We start from the raw sequence: 24,903 nt of genomic DNA on the forward strand, positions 1-24,903 counted from the left end.
CGCCGTACGGCTGTCGATGTCACTCATAGCGGATCCTCGGGTCGAGAACGCCGTACAGGATGTCGGCGATGAGGTTGGCGACGACGACGAGGGTGCCGCTGAGCATCAGCCAGGACATGAGCGCGAACGCGTCCTGTGCCCTGACCGCCTCGATGAAGAAGTACCCGAGACCGCGCCACTGGAAGATGGTCTCGGTGATCACCACGCCCTCGATGATGCCGACGAAGCCGATGGTGGCGACGGTGACCAGGGGGATCAGCGCGGTGCGCAGCGCGTGCCGCCGGACGACCACGCTGTTGCGCACGCCCTTGGACCTGGCGAGGCGCACGTAGTCGCTGTTGAGCACCTCCAGCATCGACGTGCGCTGGTAGCGGCTCCACGCCGCGTAGCTGGTCAGCATCAGGGTGATGGTGGGGAGCACGAGGTGACCGGCGGAGTCGAGGAAGTACTCCCAGTTGGTCATGTTGCCCACCCGGGCCGAGTTCGCCCCGATGGTGAAGAAGAACGAGGTGCCCGTGGACTGGTTGAAGACCAGCCCGCCCTCCCGGATCAGCGCGCCCAGCCAGAACGTCGGCATGGCGAGGGCGAGGAACCCGATGAAGGTGAGGGTGTAGTCCAGCTTGGAGTACTGGCGCATGGCGCTGACGACGCCGGAGATGACCGCCAGCCCGAGGGCGAAGACGAGGGCGGCGGAGACGAGGCGGAGGGTGACGGAGATGCCGGAGGCGAGCTGTTCGCCGATGTCGAAGGCGCCGCCCCGGACCGAGGGTCCGAACTCGCCCTGGAGCAGGCCGATGTCTCCGTTGCCGCCGATCCCCGTCATCCAGAGCCAGTACCGTTCCGGGGTCGACCGGTCCAGGTAGTAGCGGGCCTCCGCGGCGGCGATGGCCTCCTCGCTGGGCGGCGGCTGCGCGAGGCGCATGTCCGCCAGCGGGTCGCCGCTGAGGTCGACCATGAGGAACACGAGAACCGACGCCGCCAGGAGCACTGGGATCGCCACGGCGAGGCGACGCGCGGTGTATACGAGCATGGGAAGGTCCTTCGGTGAGCGCTCCCGGAACGGGGAGGCGGCCCCGCCCGCCGCGGGGGACGGCGGGCGGGGCCCGCCCGGGCCGGGCCGCCGCCGGGACTCTCGTCCCGTCGGCGGTCACCGGTCCGGGCGCGTCTCCCCGCTGTTCAGCACGGAGCGGTGCGGGCCGGGAGGTGCGCTAGTTGACCGCGGTCCACTCGTGCTGGTTCCACTGGGCTCGGCGCGACTGGGTGTTGTTGTCCGTGACGTTGCCGAGGTAGTTGGTGTCGTAGAAGTAGAACGACGGGGTGTCCACGAACGGCAGGACGTAGGCCTCCTCGGCCACGAGAGCGGCGGCCTCGTTGGCGAACACGGCGGCCTCCTCGGAGGTGGCCACGTTCTGCGCCTGCTCCGTGAGCTCGTCGACCTCGGGGACGTCCAGCTTGCCGTGGTTGCTCAGGCTCGTGCTGTGCCAGTAGTTGTAGGGCGTGCTGGCGAAGGCCGGGGTGGTGCTCCAGCCGTAGATCATCAGGTCGAAGTCCTGCTCGGCGAGGGTGCCGCCCAGGTCGTCGGTGGTCTCGATCTCGGCGGTGACGCCGATCTCGGCCAGGTCGGCCTGGATCAGCTCGGCGATGATCTCGCGGGCGACGTGGCCGGCGGTGTAGCGCAGGCGCAGGGCCGGGACCGCCTCGCCGTCGAGTTCGAGGGTCTCGCCGTTGAGCTCGTAGCCGGCCTCCTCCAGGAGCTCCAGGGCGGCCTCGGTGTCACCGGTGCCCTGCCCGGTGGGGGTGATGACGTCCTCGTGGTGCTCGCTCGAGGAGGAGAAGATGTGGTTCGTGCGGGGCTCGACCTCGGGGAACTTCTCGCCGTAGGTGCGGGTCGCGATGTTCTGGACGTCGATGGCGGTGAAGATGCCCTGGCGCAGCGCCCGGTCGGACAGCGCCTCGTTGTCCAGGTTGACGTCGAGGTGTTCCCAGCTGCCGCCGGACTCGATGCCGAACTCGACGTCGGGGGCGTCCTCGAGCTGCGTGATGACGTCGTCGGACCAGGAGGCCGGGGAGCCGCCCTGGACCTCGCCGTTGGTCAGCGCCGGGACCCAGCTGCCCTCCTCGGTGTTGACCTGCTGGATGATCTCCTGGATCTCCGGGGCCGGGCCGTAGTACTCCTCGTTGACGGTCTTGACGATCCGCCCGTCGAGCTCGGGGGTGCCCTCGAAGATGTACGGGCCGCCGGAGACGGTCACGGGGTTCTCGTTGAACCAGTGGGAGGACTCCAGCATGCCCTCGGGGGTGTCGAGGTCGAAGCCCTCGGCCTCGGCGAGGTGCGACGGGTAGAGGCCGTCCTGGGCGAAGGTGAACCACTCGGGGAACTGCGTCCCCTCCTCGATGGTCACCGTGACGGTCTTGCCGTCCTCGGAGCCCTCGACGCTCTCGATCAGCACGTCGACGTCGGATCCGCGGGAGTTGCAGATCTCGGCGCAGAGCTCCTCCTTGCCGCTGTTCATCTTCCAGGCCCAGATGAAGTCGTCGGCGTCGATGGGCTCGCCGTCGCTCCAGTTGGCGTCCGGGTTGATCTCGTACTCCCAGACCATGGGGTCTTCGCTGAGCAGCTCGGGAGTGTTGACGATGAGGTCGGAGTTCCACTCCCACTGGCCCTCCGGGTTGTAGAACCCGGTCGTGGGGAGGACGCCGTGGAGCATCTGGATGACGTAGACCGAACCGCCCTCGGGAGCGTTGTGGTTCCAGCCGCCCCCGGCCTGGTTGACGATCCAGGTGACGGAGCTTCCATCACCGCCACCGCCGCTGTCCTCGGGGGGCGAGCAGGCGCCCAGCACCAGGGCAGCCGAGACGCCGACAGCGGCGGCGGCCAGCAATTTCCTACGATTCTCCATCAGTCACACCCTTGATCACTAATACGAGCCGGACCGCGCGGGTTTGTGTGGTTCGCACACAGCCAGCCGAGCCTAGGCGATTAGTCGATCAGAAGACCATTGAGCGAAATGTCTGTATAGCCCTACGGGCAGATTCGTGACCCATCCGCAACCGGTTCGCGCCCATCGACCTTGGGCGTCGACACAAACCCTCAATACAGCGGTAACACGACCAGTCGGCGCAGGTCAGAGGCGACCTCACGCAACAGTGCCCAGACACCAGATTCGGACAAGCCAGAAATGCATTGCTGGACATTGACACGAGTCAACAATGTTGACGATAAAGTAAACGTCGTTTAACTACAAGTTGCTCGCGCATGATTACCGAGAGAAAAACGGACACAAGGCACCAAAATCCCCACCAAGGGCGAAAGTCTCACTTTTCTTTCATCACAAACGCCGCCCTCGTGGATCGCCGGGCACTTTCGAGTGATTCGTGGGATGACATGATGTTAATCAGGTAAAAGCGTCAAAGGGAACTGGTGACACCAAAGCACGCATACCCGAGACCTAACCCCTCGGCGGAGCTGTCCGAAACCACCGTTCGCATGCCCGCGGAGCCGATAGGGTCGGGAACGGCGACCGCCGTCATCCCACCGCAGCACCCAGCGAGAGAGGCATCTGCCGTGTCCGAAACAGTCCGCATGGTCTGCCCCGTAGGCCGTAAACACGTGGAGCTGTGGGCAGGTTACGCGCTGGTGGTACTCGGCGTCGTGGTGGTCGCGATCGACCCCGGGCACTGGGCCCACATCACCCTCGGCCTGCTCCTCGCCCTCGGGGGCGCCGGCCTGGCCGCGCACGGCCACATGATCAAGGCCCCCGTCCTGGAGGTCTCCGACGGCGAGTTCCGCTACCAGCGGGGCCGCTACATCGTGCGCGTCCCCTTCCACGACATCGGCTCCTACTACGTCCTGCCGGGTCGCATCCGCTCCCTGGGCCTGTGCGACTCCACCGGGCGCCCCAAGCGCTTCCCCTCGCTCCAGAGCCGCCGTGCCGCGCGCACGTACCTGCCGCTCACCGGGATGACCAGCCCCGCCAAGGTCGAGTCGTTCATGGCGGTGGCCGGCATTCCGCCGCGCAAGCGCTCCCTGACGTCCTGACCGTCCGGGTCCCCCTGGGACGACTCTGGACACATCAGACAATTACCCACCACGCGCCCCACAGACATACCGCTGCAAGCCGGTGTCATCTACCCTCGATGACGTGAAGCAGTCCAGAATCACCGCCGTCCTGACCGTAGCGGGGATGCTCGCGGCCATGTGGGTCCTCGAGATCCTCGACAGCTTCGTCCTCCGGGGAGCGCTCGACCGCGGGTTCGGCCTGCGCGCCTGGAACTTCGACCAGCCCTGGACCGTGCTGACCGCGCCCTTCATGCACGGCAACCTCGAACACCTCATCGGCAACTCGCTGCCGTTCCTGGTGCTCGGCTCCCTCGTGGCGTTCAGCGGCCTGGGCCGGTTCCTGCTCACCACGCTGATCGTCATCGTCGTCAGCGGGGTCGGGGTCTGGCTGTTCAGCTCGCCCTTCTCCCTCACCGTCGGCGCCAGCGGCCTGGTGTTCGGCTACTTCGGCTACACGGTCCTGCGCGGCATCGTCGAGCGCAAGACGGTCGACATCGTCATCATGATCTGCGTGGTCCTCTTCTACGGGACGATGATCTGGGGCGTCCTCCCCCAGTACCCCGGCGTCTCCTGGCAGGCCCACCTCTTCGGCTTCCTCGGCGGCCTGCTCGCGGCGTACCTGCTCCCCAGGAGGGAGAGGGCCCGCCAGCTCAACCAGGGCTACGGCGGCGCCCAGGGCGGCTACTACGCCCCCTGACCCCCGGCACACGGACGGGCCGCCCCCTCGGGGGCGGCCCGTTCACGCTTCCCTCCGCGGGCGCGGCGCGCGGCCCCGCGCGCCGCCGGCCCGGCGGGCTAGAACTCCAGGCCCTCGGCGGCCTCGCCCAGGGTGCGCTCCAGGAACTCCGGGTTCTCCGACAGCCAGGTGCGGGCGCCCGCCTGCGGGTCCTCGACGTCCTCGCCGACGGTCAGCACCTCCAGGGAGGCCAGCTCGTCGTCGGACATCTCCCAGTTCCCGATCCACTCGCTGAGCTCCGGGTACTCCTCGGAGAAGCCGTCACGGCCGACCGCGTGGATCTGCTCGGCGTCGCCCATGAGGCCCTCGGGGTCCTCGAGGTCCTTCAGGTCGTGCTGCGCGTAGGCGGGGTGCGGACGCCACAGGGTGACGACGATGGGCTCCTCCTCGGCGATGGCCGAGTCCAGCTCGGCGAGCATCGCCGCGGTGGAGGACTCGACGAGCTCGAAGTCCTCGTCCAGGCCGTAGCCCGGCATCGCCTCCTCCTTGGTGACCCGGGTCAGGCCGGCGCCCGGGTCGATGCCGATGATCTGGCCGCCCAGCTCCTCGGCGTGGTCGGTCAGGTCGGCGATGCTGTTCACGTCCTCCATGTAGGTGGGGACGGTGATCGTCAGGACGGCGTTGTCGTACCAGACGCCCAGGTCCTCCAGCTGGTCGCCGTAGTCCTCCCAGTAGTCCGAGTGCGTGATCGGCAGCCAGGTGTCGAGGAACAGGTCCACGTCGCCGTTGGCGGCACCCTGGTACATGGGGGCGACGTCGACGTCGGTGATGGTGACGTCGTAGTCCAGCTCCTCCAGGATCACCTCCCACATGGCGGTGGTGGCGATGCCCTCCTCCCAGGCGATCAGCGCGATGTTGATCTCCTTGTTGTCCCCGCCCTCGCCCTCCGCGGGGCCGGTCAGGTCCTCCCCGCCGCCACCGCAGGCGGTCAGGAGGAGGGCGGCGCTCATGCCGGCGGCGGACAGCGCGGTCATGCGCTTGGGGGTGTACATCGTGGGATTCCTTCCCTAGGTAATTCCGTGTGCGGGGCCGGGTCGGCTCAGGACGCCTGTGCGGAGGCGCGGGCCCGGGGCCCCTTGCGGGTGACGGCCGCGGTGAGGCGGTCGAGGAAGATGGCCAGGATGACCACGGCGATGCCGGCCTCGAAGCCGAGCGCTCCGTCGTTGCGCGTGATGCCCTGGTACACCTGGCTCCCCAGGCCGCCCGCGCCGACCATGCCCGCGATGACGACCATCGACAGGCCGAGCATGATGACCTGGTTGACGCCCGCCATGATGTTCGGGAGGGCCAGCGGCAGCTGGATGCCGGTGAGGATCTTGCGGCTCGGCGCGCCGAACGCCTCGCCCGCCTCCACCAGCTCGCGGTCGACCTGGCGGATGCCCAGCTCGGTCAGGCGGACGCCGGGGGGCATCGCGAACACGATGGTCGCGACCACGCCCGGGACGGCGCCGATCGAGAAGAAGAAGATCGCGGGGATCAGGTAGACGAACGCGGGCAGCGTCTGCATCAGGTCGAGGACCGGCTTGGCGATCTTGCTGACCGTGTCGTTGTAGGCCGCGAGGACGCCGATGGGGATCGCGACGACGACGGCGATGGCGCTGGCCACGAGCACGAGGCCCAGGGTGTCCATGGCGTTCGTCCACTGGCCGACGGACGCGATCAGGGTGAGGGCGACGAGGGCGAACAGGCCCATCCGCCATCCGGCCACCGAGAGCGCGAGCAGGGCGAGCAGCAGGATCATCAGCAGCGACGCCGGGTTCGTGACCAGCGCCGGCAGCACGAGCCAGCCCAGCACGAGGAGGACGAGCCAGCCGCCCGCGACGACGGCGGTCCGGACCCTCGTCGACCGGCCTGTCAGGCCCAGCACGGTGACGGCGATCAGGAACAGCAGCGAGATGCACAGGTAGGCGTCCACGTACTGCTGGTCGAAGAGCGTCATCGCCCACCCGAAGAACGGGCGTCCGAGGAGGTTCACGACGGTGTCGCCGAAGCCGAACTGCCCCTGGAGGACGTAGAGCAGCGAGACGGCGCCGACGATCACGACCAGCGGCAGCCGCCGGGTCCTCAGCAGGGGGGCCGCGACGACGACCGCGGCGATGAACGCGAGCTGGCCCGCACCCGGTTCGACGAAGAACCCGGACAGGGCGTCGACCGCCCAGCGGATGAACGCGCCGAGCGCGTCGAAGAAGAGGCCGAAGTTGGACTTGAGCCAGCTGTTGAACGCCTCGAAGCCCTCGCCGATCGGCAGGCTCGGTGGGAACTCCACGGGTGTCACGGTGTCTCCTTCCCCGCCGCGAGAGCGGCGAGCACGGAGTTGCGCGTCACCGTGCCGAGGACGCTGCCGTCCTCGGCCACCACGCGGAGGCGTTCGGCGGTGGTCATGTCGGCGTACAGGTCGGCCACCGGCGTGCTCGCGGCGACCTGCGGCGCGGACGCGTCGGCCGCGGGGCCGTCGGCGTCCAGGACGGAGGATGCGGTGAGCACGCGGGTCCGGTCGACGTCCTCGATGAACCGCTGGACGTAGTCGTTGGCGGGCTCGCTGAGGATCTCCTGCGCGGTGCCGATCTGGGCGACGCGGCCGTCGCGGAGCACGCAGATCCGGTCGCCGAGGCGCATCGCCTCGTTGAGGTCGTGCGTGATGAAGACGATGGTCTTGCCCAGGCTCTCCTGGAGTTCCAGGAGCTGGGTCTGCATGTCCCGCCGGATGAGCGGGTCGAGGGCGCTGAACGCCTCGTCCATGAGGATGATGTCGGTGTCCGCGGCCAGTGCCCTGGCCAGGCCCACGCGCTGCTGCATGCCTCCGGAGAGCTGTTCGGGGAGCTTGTCCTCCCAGCCGCCCAGACCCACCAGTTCGAGGGTCTCCAGCGCCTTGCGGCCGCGCTCGGCACGCGGGATCCCGCGGAGCTCCAGGCCGTAGGCGGCGTTCTCGAGAACCGTGCGGTGGGGCAGGAGCGCGAAGTGCTGGAAGACCATGCTGATCTTCTCGCCCCGGAGGTTCAGGAGTTCCTTCCTGCTCAGGGCGGTGATGTCCACGCCGTCGACCTCGACCGTCCCCGCGGTGGGTTCCAGGAGGCCGTTGAGCATCCGGATCAGGGTCGACTTCCCTGATCCGGACAGGCCCATGACGACGAAGATCTCGCCCGGTTCGACCTCGAAGGACACGTCGATGACGGCTGCCGTCACGTCGAGGTCGGCGATGGTGTCACGGTGGCTGCCGTCCTGGAGCCGCTCGACGGCGGCTCCGGACTGTTTCCCGAACACCTTGTACAAGTGGTCTGCGCGTACTGCTGGCACGGTCTCCTCTATGGGGCTGTCCTGGCCGCGAGGCACACCAGGGCATATTCAGCCCCACTGCCGACCCGCGGTTCCCGCAGGTAGCTGGCTTGCGCAGGGCCCCCATGCGCCCCCTGGTCGGGGCGGTACCGCTACCTGGTTCACGTCGGGTGCAAACCCTACAGAGATACGTACGCACAGTTCAGACGGTTGGTAACCGGCAAATAACATGTTTAACCGACATAAAAACCGTCCGCCGACCTATGACACCGGATGTCGGCACCGCAAGACGTCTATATGTGATCTATGCCACTCTGCTTTTCGTGGTGACCCTTGTCACATATGCGAGACAGATGCGTCGCGCGACGGTATGTGTCGACTCATAACCGTAACGTAAGCGTCCGGCCGATTCCAGAGCCGCCGCCGGTCAGGAGGCGTCCGGGCTGATGGGCGTGCGGACGAAGTTCTGGTGCGACCTGGACGGCGTCGGACCGCGCTGCCCCTGGTACCGGGAGCCGTAGCCCGCGGAGCCGTACGGGCGCTCCGCCGGGGAGGACAGGCGGAACATGCAGAGCTGGCCGATCTTCATGCCCGGGTACAGCTTGATCGGCAGGGTCGCCACGTTCGACAGCTCGAGGGTGACGTGCCCCGAGAATCCCGGGTCGATGAAGCCCGCGGTGGAGTGCGTGAGAAGGCCGAGGCGGCCCAGGGAGCTCTTGCCCTCCAGCCGGCTCGCGATGTCCACCGGCAGGCTGACCACCTCGTAGGTGGACGCCAGCACGAACTCGCCCGGGTGGAGGATGAACGCCTCCTCCCCGTCGGTCTCGACCAGGCGGGTGAGGTCGGGCTGTTCGACCGAGGGGTCGATGTGGGGGTACTTGTGGTTCTCGAAGACCCTGAAGAAACGGTCCAGCCGCACGTCGATGCTGGAGGGCTGGACGAGGCCGGGGTCGTAGGGGTCGATCCGGACCCGCCCGGCATCGATTTCGGACTTGATATCGCGATCGGAGAGCAGCACGGTCCGAACCTACCGCCTGCGACAACGCGCCGTAGGCGGGACGGCCGGACCGCGGTTGCCGCGCCGAGTTGCCCATGGGGGGCGGAGTTGGGCTAGGATGGCGTGCGTCGACAACCGGACTTCCGGCGGTCACACGCGGATGTAGTTCAATGGCAGAACTTCAGCTTCCCAAGCTGATAGCGCGGGTTCGATTCCCGTCATCCGCTCCACACAGCAGAGGCCAGGTCAGACCGGATCCCCGGTGACCTGGCCTCTCGCGTTCCCGGAGCAGGGCCCCGAGGCCGTGCCACACACGTGCCACACGCCCGTCAGGGCGACTCGGCGGCAAGTCACCTTGGCGAACCCGGCCACGCGTCTCAGGTTCCGAAGGGGCACCTGACCGTCTTTCCCATCACCGGCGGCCCGGGCAGGCCTGGCAGCGGGGTTCCGGGGTGGCCCCGCACGGAACGTCTATGACCTCGGTGGCACCGGTGGCGGTGTTCGTGCGTCGAAGGGACACCGGGCGGATGCACGCCCCGTGGTCGGCGGCGACCTGTTCGGCCGCCTCACGGGCCGGGGGTCGCGCGGGCCGTTCGCCCCCCGTTGCCCTACCGGTGGGCGTCGGCGCCGGCCCTCCTCACGAAGGAGTTCGAGACGATATGAGCGCCACACCGAACCCGGAGAGGTTCTTTCTCCCCATGGTCGCCGTCATGTTCACGCTGATGTTGGCGGTCTCGTTGCCGCTCGTACTCCTGACGAGTTGGCCCACGTGGCTCACGGCCCTCATCGGGAGCGGCGCCGGCGGTCTGGTGAGCCCCTTCCTCGTCCGCTGGACCCTCGACCGGCGCGAACGCGTCCGGAGCCGCCCCTCAGCGAACACCGGGGAACAGCCCCTGTGCACGGCGATGGCGCTCGTCGATCCACGCATCCCCGCGAACACGGGGCGGGAGGCCTCCACCGGATGAGCACTCCTGCTCCGGCCCGTCGGCCGGTCGTCTTCACCGCTCTCCTCACCGGGGTCGGAGCGCAGTGGGTGGTACTGGAATGGCTGACCGAAGGGCGGGTCAGCGGTATGGCGCTGGCCGTGACCGTGTTCTGGTCGGTCCTTCTGACCAGGGCCGTCAGAACGTACAGGCATGAACGCCGCGACGCCCCCGCACCTCAGGCCGCCTCTCCCGCCGGGGAGGAATCCGCCCCGTGACGTGCCGTCCGCACGACCGAACACAACCACAGAACAGGAGCGTCGCGCCCCATGAACTCCCCACCACGAAGACCGTGGTTCCTCAGCCTGCTGAGGGTGTGCCTGGTGATCCAGTTCCTCCTCCTCGCGGTGATCGCTTATGGCGTGTACCCGGGCGGCAGTTGGAGTTCCGTCGTGCCCTTCGTTTTCAACGCCCTGCTCCTCATCGGCCTGGTGACCACAGGAGAGCGTGTCTACCGTCAGCGCCGACGCGACCACTTCGCACATCACCCGGCTTCCCCGGACGCGGCCGAGCAGAAGGCGGCCACGGCGGTGATGCCGTCGTCGGAGACGTAGGCGGCTCGGTCCCGCACCGGCGCCCACGGGCAGGACCGCGAACCCGGCCACCAGGTCGCCCCGCGCACCCACGTTTTCCACAAGCCCGACTCGGAGTCGTTCTCCCAGTTCAGAGGCCCTCCTTGAGGTTCGGGAGGCGCCATCCCCGGCCGACTCCGGAATCGACGTCTACTCTGTCCTTGATTTCGGAGAGTGCTCACACGATCCGGCACCGTGACACGGCGCCCTCTCGTGGAGCGCTTCGCGGACCGTCTCGCTCACGCGTCCGCCCACGCCCCCTTCCCCGCCGACCGCGCCGGTCCGGGTGACGGCCGGCGGGCGGCGGCCCCTGCGGCAGGCGTTCCCCGACCAGGAGACGAGGCGGAACCATGCACGAGCGCGTCGAGCACTCGAACACCCGCGGCACCACACCTGCTCCCGGGCACAGGGGCGCCGCGGGCGGGACCCCGGCCCCGTCCCCGTCCGCCGTCGTCGCCGGGAGCACGCTCCTGGTCGAGCGGGCGCTCGCGGAGGGCCGGAGGAACTTCGACACCCTCGGCCGTTCCTGGGACCTGCTGCCCGGGGTGTTCTCGCCCGCGCTCACCTCGAGCACCGGGTTCTACACCCGCCACCTGCCCTTCCCGCAGGGGGGCCGCTTCCTGGAGATCGGCTGCGGCGCGGGCGTGACCTCGGTGCTGGCCGCGCTCTCCGGGTGCGCCGAGGTGACCGCGGTCGACATCGGTCCCGCCGCCGCCGCGAACACCGCCCGCAACGCCCGGCGCCACGGTGTCTCCTCCCGGGTCCGGGTCGTGGTCGGCGACGTGTTCGACGCCGTCCCCGACACCGGGTACGACCTCGTCTTCTGGGCCATCCCCTACGTCTCCATGCCCGAGGGCTACCAGCACCCCTGCGACCTGACCCGCGCGGTCTTCGACATCGGCCACCACTGCTGCCGCTCCTACCTCGCCGGCGCGCGCGCCGTCCTCGCGCCCCGGGGCCGGCTCTTCCTGGGGTTCGGGGACATCGGCTACCGCGACGCGATGGAGGACCTCGCGGCCGCCCACGGCTGGCGGCCCGAACTCCTGGCCGCCGAACGGGCCGAACCCGACCACCACATCGAGCACCAGATGTTCGAGCTGCACGACACCACCCGCACGGCGGGGGACGCCTGACCGGACGCCGGCTCGCGGCCGTCGGCCCCCGGGAACCGCGTCACCCGTCGGTGCGGCGGAACCGGTACCACTGCGGGGAGGTGCGGTCCATCGGCCACCCCAGGCCGGCGGTGTCCGCGTCCTCGGCGGCGAGGAGCTCCCACCCCGGGAACGCCGCCTCGACCTCCGCCCGCGAGACGCCCTCGACGAGCCGGCTGTACCGCGACGGTCCGAACGCGAGCAGCAGCAGGGTGGCCCCCGGTGCGGCCAGCGCCGTCACACCCCGCCCCTCCGCGGCCCGCCGGTCCGGGTCGAGGCCCTGGAAACAGCCGACGTCGAGGAAGAGGTCGAACACGCCCAGGCCGGCCGTCTCCAGGGCGGTCGCGTCGCCCACGGCGTAGGAGACGTCCGCAGGGCCCTTGCGCCGGGCTGCCGCGATCGCCGCCGGGACGATGTCGACGCCCACCGCCTCCCACCCGCGCCGGGCGAGCTCGGGGGTGAACTGCCCACGTCCGCAGCCGATGTCCAGCGCCCGCCCGGGACCGGTCGGGCGCTCCCGCGCCTCGCGGTCGAGCAGGGAGCCGAGCTGGGTCCCGCCCGCGGCGCCGTAGCGCTCCCAGGGCGTGAGGCCGAGACGATACATCCACGCGTATTTCGTCATGGCCCCAACGTAGGCCGCTGCTCCGGAACGGCCCGGCCAACCCCCTCGAACCGCCTGCGGGGCAGCGCATCCGCAGGTAGAGGGCCCGGGCTCCGCCGCCGGGAGCGGCGGATCCGGCCGTTCCGGCGGCGCGGGCGCGGCGGGGCCCGCCGCTCCCGTGCCGGGGCCGCCGCGCCCGGGCCCGGCAGGAGCGCCGGCGGTCGGTCTCCGGGGGCCGGACACCGACCGTTCCCCGCAGGCCCGGCTCCGCCTTCCCCGCTCCTCCGTGCGCCCGTCGGCGGCGCCGCGTCGTCTATGGTTGGCGCGAGTAGATCCCTGATGAGACAGGGGTTCCGGGCGCGCCAGCGCCGGATCCCCCGCTCTGTGGCGTGAACCCCCTTGCAGCGAGGTAGAGACCCCTATGACCGACAACTCGTCCCCGTCCACCCCCGACAGCTCCGGCCGGCCGCCGCAGATCGACACCACGCGGACCCACTCGGCCCGCATCTGGAACTACTGGATGGGCGGCAAGGACAACTACCCGGTCGACCGCGAGGCGGGCGACGCGGTGGCCGAGTTCTTCCCGGAGATCAGGGACCTGGCCCGCACGAGCCGGGACTTCCTGATCCGCGTGGTCACCCACCTGGCGGGGGAGGCGGGGATCCGCCAGTTCCTCGACATCGGCACGGGGATGCCCACCGCCAACAACACCCACGAGGTCGCCCAGGCCGTCGCCCCCGAGTCCCGCGTGGTCTACGTGGACAACGACCCCCTCGTGCTCGCGCACGCGCGGGCGCTCCTCGTCGGAACGCCGGAGGGGGCCACCGACTACATCGACGCCGACCTGCGCGATCCCGACAGGATCCTCGAGCAGGCCGCGCAGACCCTCGACTTCGACAAGCCCGTCGCGCTCATGCTCATGGGCATCCTGGGCCACGTGCCCGAGGACGAGATCATGCCGATCGTGCGCCGGCTCATGGACGCCCTGCCGCCCGGGAGCTACCTGGCGAGCTACGACGGCTCCAACACCAGCGAGGCCTACAACCAGGCCATCGAGGTGGGGAACAAGCAGGGCGACGTCCCCTACCTCCTGCGCAGCCCGGAGGTGATCGCCACCCGCTTCGAGGGCCTGGAGCTGCTGGAGCCCGGTGTGGTCCCGTGCCCCCTGTGGCGTCCCGGCCCCATCGAGGTCGGCACCCGGCGGGGCATGGACCAGTACGGCGGGGTGGCGCGCAAGCCCTGACGCCGGGACAGCGGTCCCGGGGCGCCGTCCGGGCCGGGGCGGCGACCCCGTCCCGGACGGCGCACTAGTCGGGGCGGGCGAAGCGGCGCGCCCCGACGAGCAGGAACACCGCGCCGAAGACGGTCAGCGCCATCAGCTCCCCGGAGACCGGCGGCCGCACGCCCCACAGCTCCAGGCCGCGGAACATCCCGTCGGCGGCCCCGGCCGGCAGGTGGGCGGCGAGGACGCGCCTGGCCGCGTCGACCGCGTAGGTCAGGGGGTTGAGGGCGGTGAGGGCGACGAGCCAGGACGGCAGCCCGTTGAGCGGGAAGAACGCCCCCGACAGGAACACGAGGGGTCCCAGGAGCAGGCCCGTGGCGGCCTGGAAGCTCTTGGGGCTGGGCACGCAGACCGCCAGCAGCGCCCCGAGGCAGGTCATGGCGAACGACGCCAGCGCCAGCACCGCGACGAACCCGGCGAAGAGGAGCGGGTCGTAGGGCACGCCCGCGAGCCCGGCGAAGAGGAGCAGGATCCCGCCGTGGCACGTGGCGATGGTGGTGCCCGCCAGGACCTTGCCGAGCAGCAGCGACTCCCGGCGCACGGGCGCCACCAGCATCTCCCGCAGGAAGCCGAACTCCCGGTCCCACAGGATGGAGGCGCCGGTGGCGAACGCCGGCGGCTGGATGGCCATCACGAGGACGCCGGGGAAGAGGAACGTCACGTAGCCGACGCCGGAACCGTCCTCGGGGACCACCGTCCCCAGCCCCACGCCCAGGGCGACGAGGATCAGCAGGGGTTGCAGCAGGCTGACGACGAGGTGCATCCGCTCGCGCTGGAACGTGATCATCTCGCGCTTCCACACCGCGGCCGCCGCGCGTCCCTCGGAGGCCAGGCGCGCGGCCCTCGGGGGGGCCGCCGTCACGGGGCTCACGCGTCTGCCCCCTCTGCGGGCTCCGAATCGATACTGCGGCCCGTGTAGTGCAGGAACACGTCGTCCAGGGTGGGCCGGACCAGGGACACCGACGTGACGGAGCCGCCGAGGGCCGCCATGACCGCCGGGAGCACGGCCGCCCCGTCCTCGACCCGCACGACCAGGGCGCCGTCCTCCACGGAGGGGCTCAGCCCCAGGGAGTCGGCCAGCCGCCGCGAGCACTGCCCGGGGTCGGAGGCGACCAGCACAATACGGTCGCGGCCGATCCGCGAGCGGAGCTCGGCGGGGGTGCCGAGGGCCACGACCCGCCCCCGGTCCAGGATGGCGATCCGGTCGCAGTTGTCGGCCTCGGACAGCTGGTGGGTGGTGAGCAGGACGGTGGCCCCCGTCTCGCTCCGCATCCGGTGGACGTGGCGCCAGACCTCGGCCCGGCTGTGCGGGTCGAGGCCGACCGTGGGCTCGTCCAGGAAGAGCACGTGGGGGCGGTGCAGCAGGCCGCGGGCGATCTCCAGGCGGCGCTTCATCCCGCCGGAGAGCGTGCGGACCAGGCTGCGCCGCCGGTCGAGCAGGTCGGCCAGGGTCAGCATGGCCACGACGCGCTCGCGCACCTGGCGGCGGGGGACCCCGTAGAGGGCGGCGTGGATGGCCAGGTTCTCCTCCGACGTCAGCTTGTCGTCCAGGGTGGAGCCCTGGAAGACCACGCCGATGGACCTGCGGACGGCGTCGGGGGAGACGCGGACGTCGTGCCCGGCCACCCACAGCCCGCCGCTGGTGGGCCGTGTGAGCGCGCAGAGCATCGAGATGGTGGTGGACTTGCCCGCCCCGTTGGGTCCCAGGAACCCGAAGATCTCCCCGGGGTGGACGAGGAGGTCGAGTCCCCGGACCGCTTCCACCCCCGGGTAGGTCTTGACCAGTGCCTCTGTCCTGATCGCCGCCGGGGGCGAGGATTCGGTCCGATCCCCCGGCGCCTTTGAGGACGTCACTTCGAGCGGAACTCGGGCCTGTGTTCCTGGTTCCAATTCGCTCCTCATGGGGGCAAAACCATCCGACTCGGGGGCCGAGCCGGGTCGTCCCGCCCCACCGGCGTTTTCGCGGGGGGTGGAGGGGGATCACTACTCCTGGCAAGACTACCCAAGGTAGTCGGCCATTAACAAAAAGTTGCTAGATCTGGAGGACTCATGTCCGCACAGGAACTGCCCCGCGACGCCGGATCGCTCGACACCACCGCTCTGATCTCCCTCGGGGCCGAGACCGAGCTCATCTCCGAGCGGCTCAACCTGGAGTGCCGCAACACCTGCGTCTCCGGCTTCACCATCCGCTGCGACGGCTACTCGCTCTAGTCCGGTCCGGACCCGCCCGGGTACCGCCGACCCCCCGAGACGACCGTGACGCACCCCGTCGGGGCGCCGTGAGCACGAGCGCCGGACCTTCCGACGGGGGCCGTCCGGAGACGATCGCCCTCCTCCACCTGTGCCATGAGGGAGCGCTGCCGACCGGGGTGGACGACAGCGCGGGGCGGCGGTCCCGGAACCGGGCCCCCTTCACCCCGCCGCGCGCCGGGTTCACCGTGTGAGCCCGACGCGCCGGCCGCGGGGCGGTCGGCCGCTCAGCCGGCCGCCCCGTCTTCGACACCGACGACCACGAGGGAGACCAGGGTGCGGGAGCACACCGGCACACGCACGTGCACGGTCGGCATACGGGAGAGGGCCGTCGAGGCGGGCCGGGTGGTCTCCGACTACGGCCCCTGGACCGACGTCGCGCTTCCCGGACTCGACCTTCCGCCCCAGGGGTGGAAGATCCACGTGTCCGCCCGGCCGGTCACCCTCCTGGCCACCGTCGAGCGTGTGCTCCCCCTGCTGCTGCGCACGCCGTGCAGGTTCAAGTTCGCGCGCACCACGGAGGCCATGCGCGAACTCAACTCCCACCACAACCGCCCCGGAGCCGTCGGCAAGGGCGTCACCGTCTACACCCGCCCGGACGACTTCGCCGACCTGGCCGAGAAGCTCGCCGCCGAACTCGTCGGGGTGGAGGGGCCCGGCATCCCCAGCGACCGCAGGCTGCGGCCGGACGCGCCGGTCTACTACCGCTACGCGCCGTTCGCCGGCGTCTACGGCATCGACGGCAACGGCGACTTCCAGCTGGTCCTCCACGACGCCGAGGGACGCGAGCGCCCCGGCGCCGCGGACGGGCGCTACCAGCCGCCGGACTGGCTTCCCGACCCGTTCACGGGGCAGCCCCCCTCCCCCGGCGGGGCCGACCGGGAGCCCGTCCTGCTCGGCGGCCGCTTCCTGGTGCCCGGCGCCATCGCCCACACCGCGGTGGGCGGCGTCTACCGGGGCTCCGACCGGGAGTCGGGCGCGGGGGTGGTCGTCAAGGAGCGTCGCGCGTACACGGGCGAGGACCTCGACGGGTCCCGCGACGCGCGCCACCGGCTGCGCGGCGAGGCCGCCGTGCTGCGCCGTCTTGAGGACGTCGCGGGGGTCCCCCGCGTGGTGGACCACTTCCGGCACGGCGCCGACGAGTTCCTCGTCACCACGGACGTCGGCCCCCGGGACCTGCGCACCGACGTGGCCGAGAACGGCACGTACACCACCCCGGAACGCGACCTGGAGCGCCTGGGCCGCGATCTGCTCGGGCTGCTGGACGCGGTCCACGGCCGCGGCGTCCTCGTCCGCGACCTCGCCCCCAAGAACATCGTGCTGGCCGACGACGGCGCCCCCTCCCTGGTGGACTTCGAGATCAGCAGCCTCGACGGCGACCAGGTGCACGGCTGGACCCCGGGGTACTCCTCCCCCGCGCAGGAACGCGGCGAACCGGCGTGCGAGGAGGACGACCTCTACTCGCTGGGGGCCACCCTGCTGTACGCCGCCACCGGCACCGAGCCGGCCGCCCGCTCCACCCGGGCGGTGCCCGACGACGGGCGCGCCCGCACCCTCCTGGCCTCGCTGGGCGACGGCGTCCCGCCCTGCGCCCGCGCGGTGCCGGGGCTGATGTCCCCCGACCCCGCCGAGCGCAGGGCGGCGGCCGACCTGCTCCGCGGGGGCGGGGACCATCCGCCGCTCCGGGCCGAACCGCGCTACACCGTCACCCCGCACTCCCTTCCCGCACTGGTGGCGAGCGCCCTGGAGCAGACCCGCGGCGTGGCGCGCGACCTGCTGTCCGGACGCGGCGGCTCGCCGGGAGGGCGGCCCAGCCCCACCAACCTGTACCGGGGCGCGGCGGGCGTGGGCACGGAGCTGCTGCGCCAGGGGGACGCCGAGTCCCGCGGCCTGGCCCGCGCACTGGCGCACTGGACCGCGGGTTTCCTCACGCTGCGCCGGTCGCTGCCCGGCCTCCAGGACGGCGAGGCGGGCACCGCCCTCTTCCTGGCCGCGGCGGCCCGCGAACTGGACGAGCCGACCCTGGCCGACGCGGTGCGCCCCCTGGCGCGGACCGCCCCGGAGTCGGTCCCCGAGAACGACTACTCGTCGGGGCTGGCGGGGATCGGCCTGGCCCAGCTCCAGCTGTGGCGCCTGTGCGGGGACGGGTCCCGGCTCGACCTGGCGCAAGGCTGCGCGGAGCGGCTCGTGGCCTCGGCCCCCGCGGAGGGGCTGCGCGCCTGCCCGCCCGACCTACGCGACCACGAGGAGGTGACGACGCGGCTGGGGTTCGCGCACGGCGTCGCGGGCGTCGCCCACTTCCTCCTGTGCCTGGAGGCCGCCACCGGCGACACGGCCGCGGGCGCGGAGGCCGCGGCCTGCCTGGAGGTGCTGGCCGGGTTCGTCCCGGGGCTGGTCTCGGCCGCCTCCGCGCCCGAGGCCCGGCCCATGGCCGCCTCCTTCTGCCAGGGGCTCACCGGGATCGGCGGGGTACTGCTCCGGGCCGGCGCGGTGCGGGGCGAGCCCCGCTACACCGGGCTCGCGGAGACGACCGCGTCGCACTGCCGCGCCCTCGCCCCGAAGATGCAGGTCGCCTGCCAGTGCTGCGGGCTGGCGGGGGTCGGTGAGTTCCTTCTCGACACCGCCGGGCTCACGGGCGGGGCGGCGTACCGGGACGCGGCCGTGGACGTCGCCGGGCTGGTGCTGGTGCGCTCCGCCGGGACCCCGGAGGCGCCGGTCTTCCTCGACCACACCCGTGAGCCGGGCGGCGGCTGGGCGACGGGGGTCTCCGGGGTCCTGTCCTTCCTGCGCCGGCTCGACCGTGGCGGTCCCCGGGACTGGCTCGGGGACGAACTCCTGGCCGCCCGCCGCTGACCGCCGCCCGGTCCGCGCCGCGTCCCGGTCCCGCACCCCCGCGTGGGTCGTCGCGGGCGGCGGTGCGGTGCCCCCTCGGCCACGCGCGGCACGCGGCCGACGAGGGTCGACGGGGGGCGGCGGCCACGGTGCCAGCGGGTCCTCTGCGGCACCGGCTCACGCGTGTGGCGCACGGTGCCCGGGAGGCGCGGGAACACCCTCCTCGGACGAGACGGCCCCGCGGCGACCGACCGTCCCGGGCGCTGTCGGCGCTCCCACCTGCGGCGGGGCCGGAGCCTCCCCGTGACCGCGTTTTGGACGTGGTCATCAGGGCAGGGCAGGACGACCCGACGACAGGAGGTGCCCCCAGTGGAAACCGGAACCGTTGTCATCATCGTCATCGCGGCGGTCGTCATCGTCGCCGTGGGAGTCGCGCTCGCCGCGCGCTCCTCCATCCTCCCCGCCCGGCGCACCGCCCGGCTCAAGAAGCGCTTCGGCGCGGAGTACTACCGTGCCGTGGAGGCCCACGGCGGCAGGGCGGCCGCGGAACGCGAGCTGTCCGAGCGGCTCGACCGCCACCAGGGCATGAGGCTCCGCAGGCTCACCGACCGCGAGCGCGAGGCGCACGCCGGCACGTGGGCCGCGGTGCAGCAGGAGTTCGTGGACGACCCCGTCAGCGCCGTGCGCAACGCCCGCGGGCTGGTCGAGGGGATCATGGCCGACGTCGGCTACGCCGACCGCGCCCCGGCCGAGGACCGGGGCTTCGAGCAGCGCGCGGGAGACCTGTCGGTGGACCACCCCGCCGCCGTGGCCGAGTTCCACCGCGTGCGCGGCGCCGTACGCCCGGCCGGGGCCGACCGGGTCGGCACCGAGGGCCTGCGCGAGGAGCTGGTGGCCTTCCGGGGCCTCGTGGAGGCCCTGCTGGGCGGGCTGCCCGAGTCCCCCGGCACGACCCCGACCGCGGCTCCGGGCAGGACCGTGACCGGTCCGGCGCGGAGCGGGACCGATACGGAGGTGGACCGGTGAGAGAGCACGACGAGACCGCCGCACCGGCGGACGGGAAGCAGAGCGGCGTCCGCCGGACCCCGCGGGCGCAGGAGCGCGAGGACGCCGGCGGCCGGATGACGCCCGGGACCGCCGGGGTCCGGCGGCCCCCGGCCGAGGAGGTGCCGGAGCAGCGGCGGCGCGGCGGGGTCCACGCGGACCCGGCACGGGCGGCGGGGCCTGCCCAGGCCGCGCCCCCGCCCCCTGCCCCGGACGCGGTGCCCGGCGCCGCGCGGGCGGTGGCGGTCGACGCCGAGGTGTCCGACCCCGCCCCCTCTCCCCCTGACGCGCGGGCCCCGGCTCCCGCCGGGTCCGCGCCCTCCGGCCCGCGCGGAGCGGAGGACCCGGCGGGGAGGTCCGGGCCACGCGGCATGGACCCGGGCGACGTGCGGGAGCGCTGGCAGGAGACGCAGGGCGGGTTCGTCGACGATCCGCGGGGAACCGTGCGTGAGGCGGACGCGCTGGCGGCCGAGGTCGCCGACGCCGTGATCGCCGGGATCGAGGCGCGCCGGGCCGCGCTCCGCTCCGCGTGGAGCGAGGGCGACGGCTCGGACACCGAGTCCCTGCGCCTGGCCCTGCGCGACTACCGCTCCTTCGTCGAGCGCCTGGTCGACGCGGGCAGGTGACGCGGACACGGCACGCGGGCCGTGCGGCACCGGGCCGCACGGCCCGCGTGTCCCGACCGTTCCGCTGTACTCGCCCCGGGGCCGGGTCTACCGTCACTGTCATGGGCACCAGGGGAACGGTCACACGGACACGGCTCGTCGACCGCGCACGCGAGCTGCTCGAGGCCCACGGCTACGCCGGAACGGGTCTGGAGCAGGTCCTGGCCGCCAGCGGCGCCCCCCGCGGCTCCCTCTACTTCCACTTCCCGGGAGGGAAGGACGAACTGGTCGCGGCGGCCCTGGAGTCCGCCGGTGCCGAGATCGGGACCCGCATCCGGGAGCTCTCCGAGGAGGCTCCCGACGCGGCAGCCCTCGTCCGGGGCGTGGTCGACCTCTTCACCGCCAGGATGGAGGGGTCGGCGTTCACCAGGGGCTGCCCCCTGGCCGCCACCGCCCTGGACGTCTCGGCCACCAACGACCTGGTGCACACCGTGTGCAGGAGGGTGTACTCCTCCTGGCAGGCCACGCTCGCGCAGCGCCTGGTGGCCGAGGGGCGCGGGGCCGAGGAGGCGGACGCCGACGCCTGGTCCGCGCTCTCCCTCGTGGAGGGGGCGCTCCTGCTCTCCCGCGCCACGCGCGACCGCGGGCCGCTCGACCGGGCCCGGGGCACGGCCTCCCGGCTCTTCGGCGGGGAGTGAGCCCCGCCCGCGGCGGCCCGGATCAGGAACGCGCCCAGACCCCCGAGGTCCCCCTGCGGTGGCTGTCCACCAGGTGGGTGTCGACCATGCCGATCGCCTCCATGAGGGCGAACACGGTCGTCGGGCCGGTGAAGGTGAACCCCGCGCGGCGCAGGGCGCCGGCGAGGGCGGCCGACTCCGGCGACTCGGTGGGGATGTCCTCGACCCGCGCGGGGGCCGGGGTCCGCTCGGGCCGGAAGGACCACACCAGGTCGACCAGCCCTCCCTCGCCGCGCAGGGCGACCGCGGCCCGCGCGTTGCGGACCGTGGCGCGGATCTTCCTCTCGTTGCGCACGATGGAGGCGTCCCCCATCAGCCTCGCCACGTCCTCCTCGCCGTACCCGGCCACGGTGTCGGGGTCGAAGCCGTCGAAGGCGGTGCGGAAGGCCGGCCTCTTGCGCAGGATGGTGGCCCAGGAGAGTCCCGCCTGGAACGCCTCCAGGCTGATCCGCTCGAAGACGCCGCGCTCGTCGCGGACGGGCATCCCCCACTCGGTGTCGTAGTAGTCGCGCAGCAGCGGGTCCGCCGCCGCCCAGGGCGGCCGCACCAGCCCGTCCTCGCACACCAGCGCGCCGCTCTCCGTGGCGGCGAACCGCGCCTTCCCCGGTTTCTCCGGCATCTCGGATGTCCTCTCCACGGCGTCGGCGCCGACCGGCCCGCCGCGTCCCGTCCGCCGCCCCTCGCGCCCCTCGGCGCGGTCGGGGCGGCCCCTTGCGCCCTCGACGGTACGCGGTCCGCGCCGCGTGGATCCACGGGAACGCCGCACAGGGGGGCGGCCCCGGCCACCCCCGTGACCGGGGGCGACGGCGGGGGCACGGGCGCCGCGGTGGACACTGGAGGTCCGTCGAGGCAGTCCGCGCAGGGGGTAACCGTGTCACGTCCGCTCACAGTCGTCACCGGCGGCAGCCGGGGCATCGGCGCCGCCACCTGCGTCCGGCTGGCCTCCGACGGCCACGACCTGGTACTGGGCTACGCGAGCGACGAGGGGGCGGCCGCCCGGACCGCGGCCGCGGTGCGGGAGGCCGGCGCGCGCTGCGTCACCGTGCGCGCGGACACCTCCTCGGAGGAGGACGTCGAGCGGCTCTTCGACTCGGCCGCCCCGCTGGGGCGGGTCACCGGCCTGGTCAACAACGCCGGTGTCACCGGCCCGCTGGGCAGGCTCGCGGACGCCTCGGTCGACGTCCTGCGCAGGGTGGTCGACGTCAACCTGCTCGGCTACCTGCTGTGCTGCCGCCGGGCCGCCCGGGACATGGCCGCGCACGGCTCGGGTTCCATCGTCAACGTGTCCTCCGCGGCCGCCACGCTCGGCAGCCCCGGCGAGTACGTGCACTACGCCGCGACCAAGGCCGCGGTGGACGCCCTCACCGTGGGCCTGTCGAAGGAGCTGGGCCCCGACGGGGTCCGCGTCAACGCCGTGGCGCCCGGCGTGATCGAGACCGGCATGCACGCGGCGATGGGCGACCCCGACCGCCCGGCCAAGGCCGCCGCCACGCGCATCCCCCTGGGCCGGCCCGGGCAGGACTTCGAGATCGCCGCCGCGGTCTCGTGGCTGCTGTCCCCCGAGGCCGCCTATGCGACGGGCACGGTGCTGCGCGTCTCCGGGGGCCTCTGAGGCGCCCGGCCGCGGTCGCGCCCGGCGCGTGCCCGGCGGCGCGCGGCCGGACGGGCGGGCCGACGGCGGGCGCCCGGCGCGAGGGGGTCGGCGGAAGGCGTTCCGGCCCCCGGTTCCGCCGGTGGCAAGGCGAACCCGCGGCCCGCGGACGGCCCCGTGAGCTGTACCATCGGGGCCGGATTCTCCCCCTTGTCCGCGTGCTCCCCCGGTCCCGGAGAAAGCCGTGCGACAGGGCTTTCACCACAGACGGGAACGGACGTTCATGGACGCTGACGACACCCAGGTCATGACCAGGACCGGCGAGTTCACCACCACCGTGAGCTGGGAGACCCCGGTCCGCGGTCGGGTCGCCGCGGCGGTGGACCGCCTCTCCGGCCCCCTGGCCGACCTGCTGGAGCGCGACGCCAACGACGGCGACACCCGCATGCTCGTCGCCGACTTCTTCAGTGTCGGACTGAATTTCAGCAAGTACCAGGACATGACCACCGAGTACCGCACGAGCGGCGACTCGATCGACTACGCGATCATGCTGGAGGGCAAGCTGTTCGCCCCCGTCGAGGTGCGGCGGATCGGCCAGGAGCTCGACCAGCGCAACATCCAGATGTCGCGGCGCCTGGCGGCGGACGAGGGCGCCGAGTGGGTGATCCTCACCAACGGCCGCCGCTGGCGGGTCTACCACCTGCGCCCCGACGGCGAGGGCGGCAACAACCCGGTCGAGGTCCTCGACGTCGACCTCCTGGACGCGGACGCCTACCAGCGCAACATCGACGCCCTGTTCCACCTCACCCGCGAGTCCGTCGACCACGGCCGGCTGGACGCGCTGCGCCAGTGGAAGGAGGCGGTCGAGGCGGCCCCGCTGGCCGAGGTGCTGCGCGGGGACGCCGTGGTCGCGGCGATCCGCGACCAGGTGCTCGCCGCCACGGGGCACCGGGGCCACGCCGGTGACGCCGAGGAGATCCGCCGCGCCCTGACCGACACCGTGGTCGCACGGGGCCTGCTCCCCGCCGGGGAGTGACTCCCCCGGGCCTCCCCGGGACCGGAGGGGTCCCGGGGAGGCCCGGTCACGGCCTTCGTCCGGTTCGCGCCATACTGTCCCCGAACGCATCCGGACGACAGGCGGACCCGGACGGCCCGTGAGCCGGGGCCCGCCGGAGGACCCGTGAACGAGACTCCCCCGACGACCCCGCTCGTGGCCGGCGACCCCGCACAGGTCGGCCCGTATCCCCTGCACGGCCGGATGAACACCGGGGGCTCCGGCGTCACCTACGCCGCCCCGGACGGGCACGGCGGCTGGGCCGCGCTCACCGTGGTCCGCGAGGAGCACGTGGCCGTCCCCGGCTTCCGGTCCCGGTTCGCCCACCACGTCGGCCTGGTCCAGCGGGTGCGCTCACCCCGTGTGGCCCCGTTGCTCGCCGCCGACGGCTCCGCCCCGCGCCCGTGGTTCGCGACCGCGTACGTCCCCGGGCCGACCGTGCGCGACATGGTCGCCACGCACGGGCCGATGCCCGGCGGCCAGGTCCGCGAACTCGCCGCCGGCATCGCGGCGGCGCTGGCCGACGTCCACGCCGCCGGGGCCGTCTACCCGAACCTGACCCCGGCCGGCGTGGTCCTAGGGCCGGACGGCCCGGTACTGACCGGTTTCGAGGCGCACGTGGCCGCGGCCGACTCGGCGGGCTGGGTCGACCCGGAGTGCTTCACCGGCCGCCTGTCCTCCTCGATCGACATGTTCTCCTGGGGGTCGGTGGTGGCCTTCGCCGCGACCGGCAGGGCTCCGTTCGGCACCGGCGACCCGGACGCGGTGGCGCACCGGCACGAGAACGGACGCCCCGACCTGTTCGGGGTGCCCCGGGACCTGGCCGGCCCGGTCTCGGCCGCGCTGGTGCCGCTGGCGGAGGACCGCCCGGACGCGGCGGGCCTGGCCCGCGCGCTGACCGGTTCCGGCGGTCCCCCTCCGCCTCCCGAGCGGAAGCGGTCCGTGACGGGGCCGGCCGTCGCGCTGGCCGCGGCGGCGCTGGTCCTGGTTCTGCTGGGCGCGGCCCTGGCCCTGTGGGCGCTGGGTCGCGAAGGCGGGCCGGCCGGGGCCGGGGGCTCCGCCGCCGGCGTGGAGCGGGCGGGGGCGCAGGCGTCCGGGGCCGGGGGCTGAGTCCCAGCGGGTCGCCCGCCGCGCC

The 24,903-nt window shown here is 72.5% G+C and carries 25 protein-coding genes and 1 tRNA gene; 16 read left to right on the forward strand and 10 right to left on the reverse strand.

Annotation, left to right across the window (positions count from 1 at the left end; genetic code table 11):
- Positions 1-19: 19 nt before the first annotated feature.
- Together ACQPYD_RS31000 and ACQPYD_RS31005 are read right to left on the reverse strand one after the other, a co-directional pair.
- Positions 20-1,030, reverse strand: coding sequence for an ABC transporter permease (locus ACQPYD_RS31000; RefSeq protein ID WP_267947062.1), 1,011 nt, complete (start codon positions 1,028-1,030; stop codon positions 20-22).
- Between the two features lie 178 nt (positions 1,031-1,208).
- Positions 1,209-2,900 (reverse strand): ABC transporter family substrate-binding protein, encoded by a 1,692-nt coding sequence (locus ACQPYD_RS31005; RefSeq protein WP_433698909.1) that lies wholly within the window; start codon positions 2,898-2,900, stop codon positions 1,209-1,211.
- Positions 2,901-3,583: 683 nt separating this feature from the next.
- Here ACQPYD_RS31005 and ACQPYD_RS31010 point away from each other — a divergent pair.
- Positions 3,584-4,039 (forward strand): hypothetical protein, encoded by a 456-nt coding sequence (locus ACQPYD_RS31010; RefSeq protein ID WP_330160586.1) that lies wholly within the window; start codon positions 3,584-3,586, stop codon positions 4,037-4,039.
- A gap of 103 nt (positions 4,040-4,142) precedes the next feature.
- Positions 4,143-4,757: a rhomboid family intramembrane serine protease gene (locus ACQPYD_RS31015; protein WP_330160585.1), complete on the forward strand. Its 615-nt coding sequence runs from the start codon at positions 4,143-4,145 to the stop codon at positions 4,755-4,757.
- 98 nt (positions 4,758-4,855) lie between these two features.
- Here the strand turns inward: ACQPYD_RS31015 and ACQPYD_RS31020 are convergent, their stop codons facing one another.
- The 4 genes from ACQPYD_RS31020 to dcd all read right to left on the reverse strand — a co-directional run bounded on the left by ACQPYD_RS31020 (position 4,856) and on the right by dcd (position 9,087).
- Positions 4,856-5,788, reverse strand: coding sequence for a glycine betaine ABC transporter substrate-binding protein (locus tag ACQPYD_RS31020; protein ID WP_433698912.1), 933 nt, complete (start codon positions 5,786-5,788; stop codon positions 4,856-4,858).
- A gap of 47 nt (positions 5,789-5,835) precedes the next feature.
- A complete protein-coding gene (locus ACQPYD_RS31025) occupies positions 5,836-7,071 on the reverse strand; it encodes an ABC transporter permease (RefSeq protein ID WP_433698914.1) in 1,236 nt (411 codons plus the stop codon).
- The gene (locus tag ACQPYD_RS31030; RefSeq protein ID WP_433702183.1) at positions 7,068-8,066 is read right to left on the reverse strand and encodes a quaternary amine ABC transporter ATP-binding protein; all 999 of its coding nucleotides are present in this window, start codon (positions 8,064-8,066) and stop codon (positions 7,068-7,070) included. Before ACQPYD_RS31030 ends, ACQPYD_RS31025 begins: the two co-directional genes overlap by 4 nt.
- A gap of 430 nt (positions 8,067-8,496) precedes the next feature.
- Positions 8,497-9,087, reverse strand: a complete 591-nt coding sequence (gene dcd, locus ACQPYD_RS31035; protein WP_267947068.1) for a dCTP deaminase — start codon at positions 9,085-9,087, stop codon at positions 8,497-8,499.
- Between the two features lie 135 nt (positions 9,088-9,222).
- On the opposite strand from dcd, the gene ACQPYD_RS31040 reads away from it, so the two are divergent.
- From ACQPYD_RS31040 to ACQPYD_RS31060, 5 genes are all read left to right on the forward strand, one after another.
- A tRNA-Gly gene (locus ACQPYD_RS31040) sits at positions 9,223-9,296 on the forward strand.
- A gap of 429 nt (positions 9,297-9,725) precedes the next feature.
- Complete coding sequence (locus ACQPYD_RS31045) at positions 9,726-10,031, forward strand: hypothetical protein (protein WP_433698916.1); 306 nt, start codon at positions 9,726-9,728, stop codon at positions 10,029-10,031.
- The gene (locus ACQPYD_RS31050; protein WP_433698918.1) at positions 10,028-10,267 is read left to right on the forward strand and encodes a hypothetical protein; all 240 of its coding nucleotides are present in this window, start codon (positions 10,028-10,030) and stop codon (positions 10,265-10,267) included. The genes ACQPYD_RS31045 and ACQPYD_RS31050 overlap by 4 nt, the downstream gene beginning before the upstream one ends.
- Positions 10,268-10,318: 51 nt before the next feature.
- Positions 10,319-10,603 carry a hypothetical protein gene (locus ACQPYD_RS31055; protein WP_433698920.1) on the forward strand — a complete coding sequence of 95 codons (285 nt, stop codon included), beginning with the start codon at positions 10,319-10,321 and terminating at the stop codon, positions 10,601-10,603.
- Between the two features lie 368 nt (positions 10,604-10,971).
- Positions 10,972-11,754: a methyltransferase gene (locus ACQPYD_RS31060; RefSeq protein ID WP_433698921.1), complete on the forward strand. Its 783-nt coding sequence runs from the start codon at positions 10,972-10,974 to the stop codon at positions 11,752-11,754.
- A gap of 40 nt (positions 11,755-11,794) precedes the next feature.
- On the opposite strand, the gene ACQPYD_RS31065 is transcribed toward ACQPYD_RS31060, so the two are convergent.
- Positions 11,795-12,394, reverse strand: coding sequence for a class I SAM-dependent methyltransferase (locus ACQPYD_RS31065; RefSeq protein WP_433698923.1), 600 nt, complete (start codon positions 12,392-12,394; stop codon positions 11,795-11,797).
- A 400-nt stretch (positions 12,395-12,794) separates the two neighbouring features.
- On the opposite strand from ACQPYD_RS31065, the gene ACQPYD_RS31070 reads away from it, so the two are divergent.
- Positions 12,795-13,616 (forward strand): SAM-dependent methyltransferase, encoded by an 822-nt coding sequence (locus ACQPYD_RS31070; RefSeq protein ID WP_433698926.1) that lies wholly within the window; start codon positions 12,795-12,797, stop codon positions 13,614-13,616.
- Between the two features lie 64 nt (positions 13,617-13,680).
- Here ACQPYD_RS31070 and ACQPYD_RS31075 read toward each other — a convergent pair whose 3' ends face one another.
- Together ACQPYD_RS31075 and ACQPYD_RS31080 are read right to left on the reverse strand one after the other, a co-directional pair.
- Positions 13,681-14,526, reverse strand: coding sequence for an ABC transporter permease (locus ACQPYD_RS31075; protein ID WP_433698928.1), 846 nt, complete (start codon positions 14,524-14,526; stop codon positions 13,681-13,683).
- Positions 14,523-15,509: an ATP-binding cassette domain-containing protein gene (locus tag ACQPYD_RS31080; protein ID WP_433698929.1), complete on the reverse strand. Its 987-nt coding sequence runs from the start codon at positions 15,507-15,509 to the stop codon at positions 14,523-14,525. Before ACQPYD_RS31080 ends, ACQPYD_RS31075 begins: the two co-directional genes overlap by 4 nt.
- 195 nt (positions 15,510-15,704) lie before the next feature.
- Between ACQPYD_RS31080 and ACQPYD_RS31085 the strand changes: the two genes are divergently transcribed.
- The 5 genes from ACQPYD_RS31085 to ACQPYD_RS31105 all read left to right on the forward strand — a co-directional run bounded on the left by ACQPYD_RS31085 (position 15,705) and on the right by ACQPYD_RS31105 (position 21,084).
- Positions 15,705-15,866, forward strand: a complete 162-nt coding sequence (locus tag ACQPYD_RS31085) for a cinnamycin family lantibiotic (protein ID WP_267947077.1) — start codon at positions 15,705-15,707, stop codon at positions 15,864-15,866.
- A 315-nt stretch (positions 15,867-16,181) separates the two neighbouring features.
- Positions 16,182-18,758 (forward strand): class IV lanthionine synthetase LanL, encoded by a 2,577-nt coding sequence (gene lanL, locus ACQPYD_RS31090; protein ID WP_433698930.1) that lies wholly within the window; start codon positions 16,182-16,184, stop codon positions 18,756-18,758.
- A 348-nt stretch (positions 18,759-19,106) separates the two neighbouring features.
- Positions 19,107-19,763, forward strand: coding sequence for a hypothetical protein (locus ACQPYD_RS31095; protein WP_433698931.1), 657 nt, complete (start codon positions 19,107-19,109; stop codon positions 19,761-19,763).
- Positions 19,760-20,407: a hypothetical protein gene (locus tag ACQPYD_RS31100; protein ID WP_433698932.1), complete on the forward strand. Its 648-nt coding sequence runs from the start codon at positions 19,760-19,762 to the stop codon at positions 20,405-20,407. The genes ACQPYD_RS31095 and ACQPYD_RS31100 overlap by 4 nt, the downstream gene beginning before the upstream one ends.
- Before the next feature lie 101 nt (positions 20,408-20,508).
- The gene (locus tag ACQPYD_RS31105; RefSeq protein WP_433698933.1) at positions 20,509-21,084 is read left to right on the forward strand and encodes a TetR/AcrR family transcriptional regulator; all 576 of its coding nucleotides are present in this window, start codon (positions 20,509-20,511) and stop codon (positions 21,082-21,084) included.
- A 22-nt stretch (positions 21,085-21,106) separates the two neighbouring features.
- Here ACQPYD_RS31105 and ACQPYD_RS31110 read toward each other — a convergent pair whose 3' ends face one another.
- Positions 21,107-21,742, reverse strand: a complete 636-nt coding sequence (locus ACQPYD_RS31110; protein ID WP_433698934.1) for a DNA-3-methyladenine glycosylase I — start codon at positions 21,740-21,742, stop codon at positions 21,107-21,109.
- A 252-nt stretch (positions 21,743-21,994) separates the two neighbouring features.
- On the opposite strand from ACQPYD_RS31110, the gene ACQPYD_RS31115 reads away from it, so the two are divergent.
- The 3 genes from ACQPYD_RS31115 (at position 21,995) to ACQPYD_RS31125 (ending at position 24,878) form a co-directional block, all read left to right on the forward strand.
- Positions 21,995-22,735, forward strand: coding sequence for an SDR family NAD(P)-dependent oxidoreductase (locus ACQPYD_RS31115; protein ID WP_433698935.1), 741 nt, complete (start codon positions 21,995-21,997; stop codon positions 22,733-22,735).
- Between the two features lie 262 nt (positions 22,736-22,997).
- Positions 22,998-23,750 carry a hypothetical protein gene (locus ACQPYD_RS31120; RefSeq protein ID WP_433698936.1) on the forward strand — a complete coding sequence of 251 codons (753 nt, stop codon included), beginning with the start codon at positions 22,998-23,000 and terminating at the stop codon, positions 23,748-23,750.
- A gap of 144 nt (positions 23,751-23,894) precedes the next feature.
- A complete protein-coding gene (locus ACQPYD_RS31125) occupies positions 23,895-24,878 on the forward strand; it encodes a hypothetical protein (protein ID WP_433698937.1) in 984 nt (327 codons plus the stop codon).
- Positions 24,879-24,903 lie beyond the last annotated feature (25 nt).

The organism is Nocardiopsis sp. CA-288880, assembly GCF_050955985.1.
Classification (GTDB): domain Bacteria; phylum Actinomycetota; class Actinomycetes; order Streptosporangiales; family Streptosporangiaceae; genus Nocardiopsis; species Nocardiopsis tropica.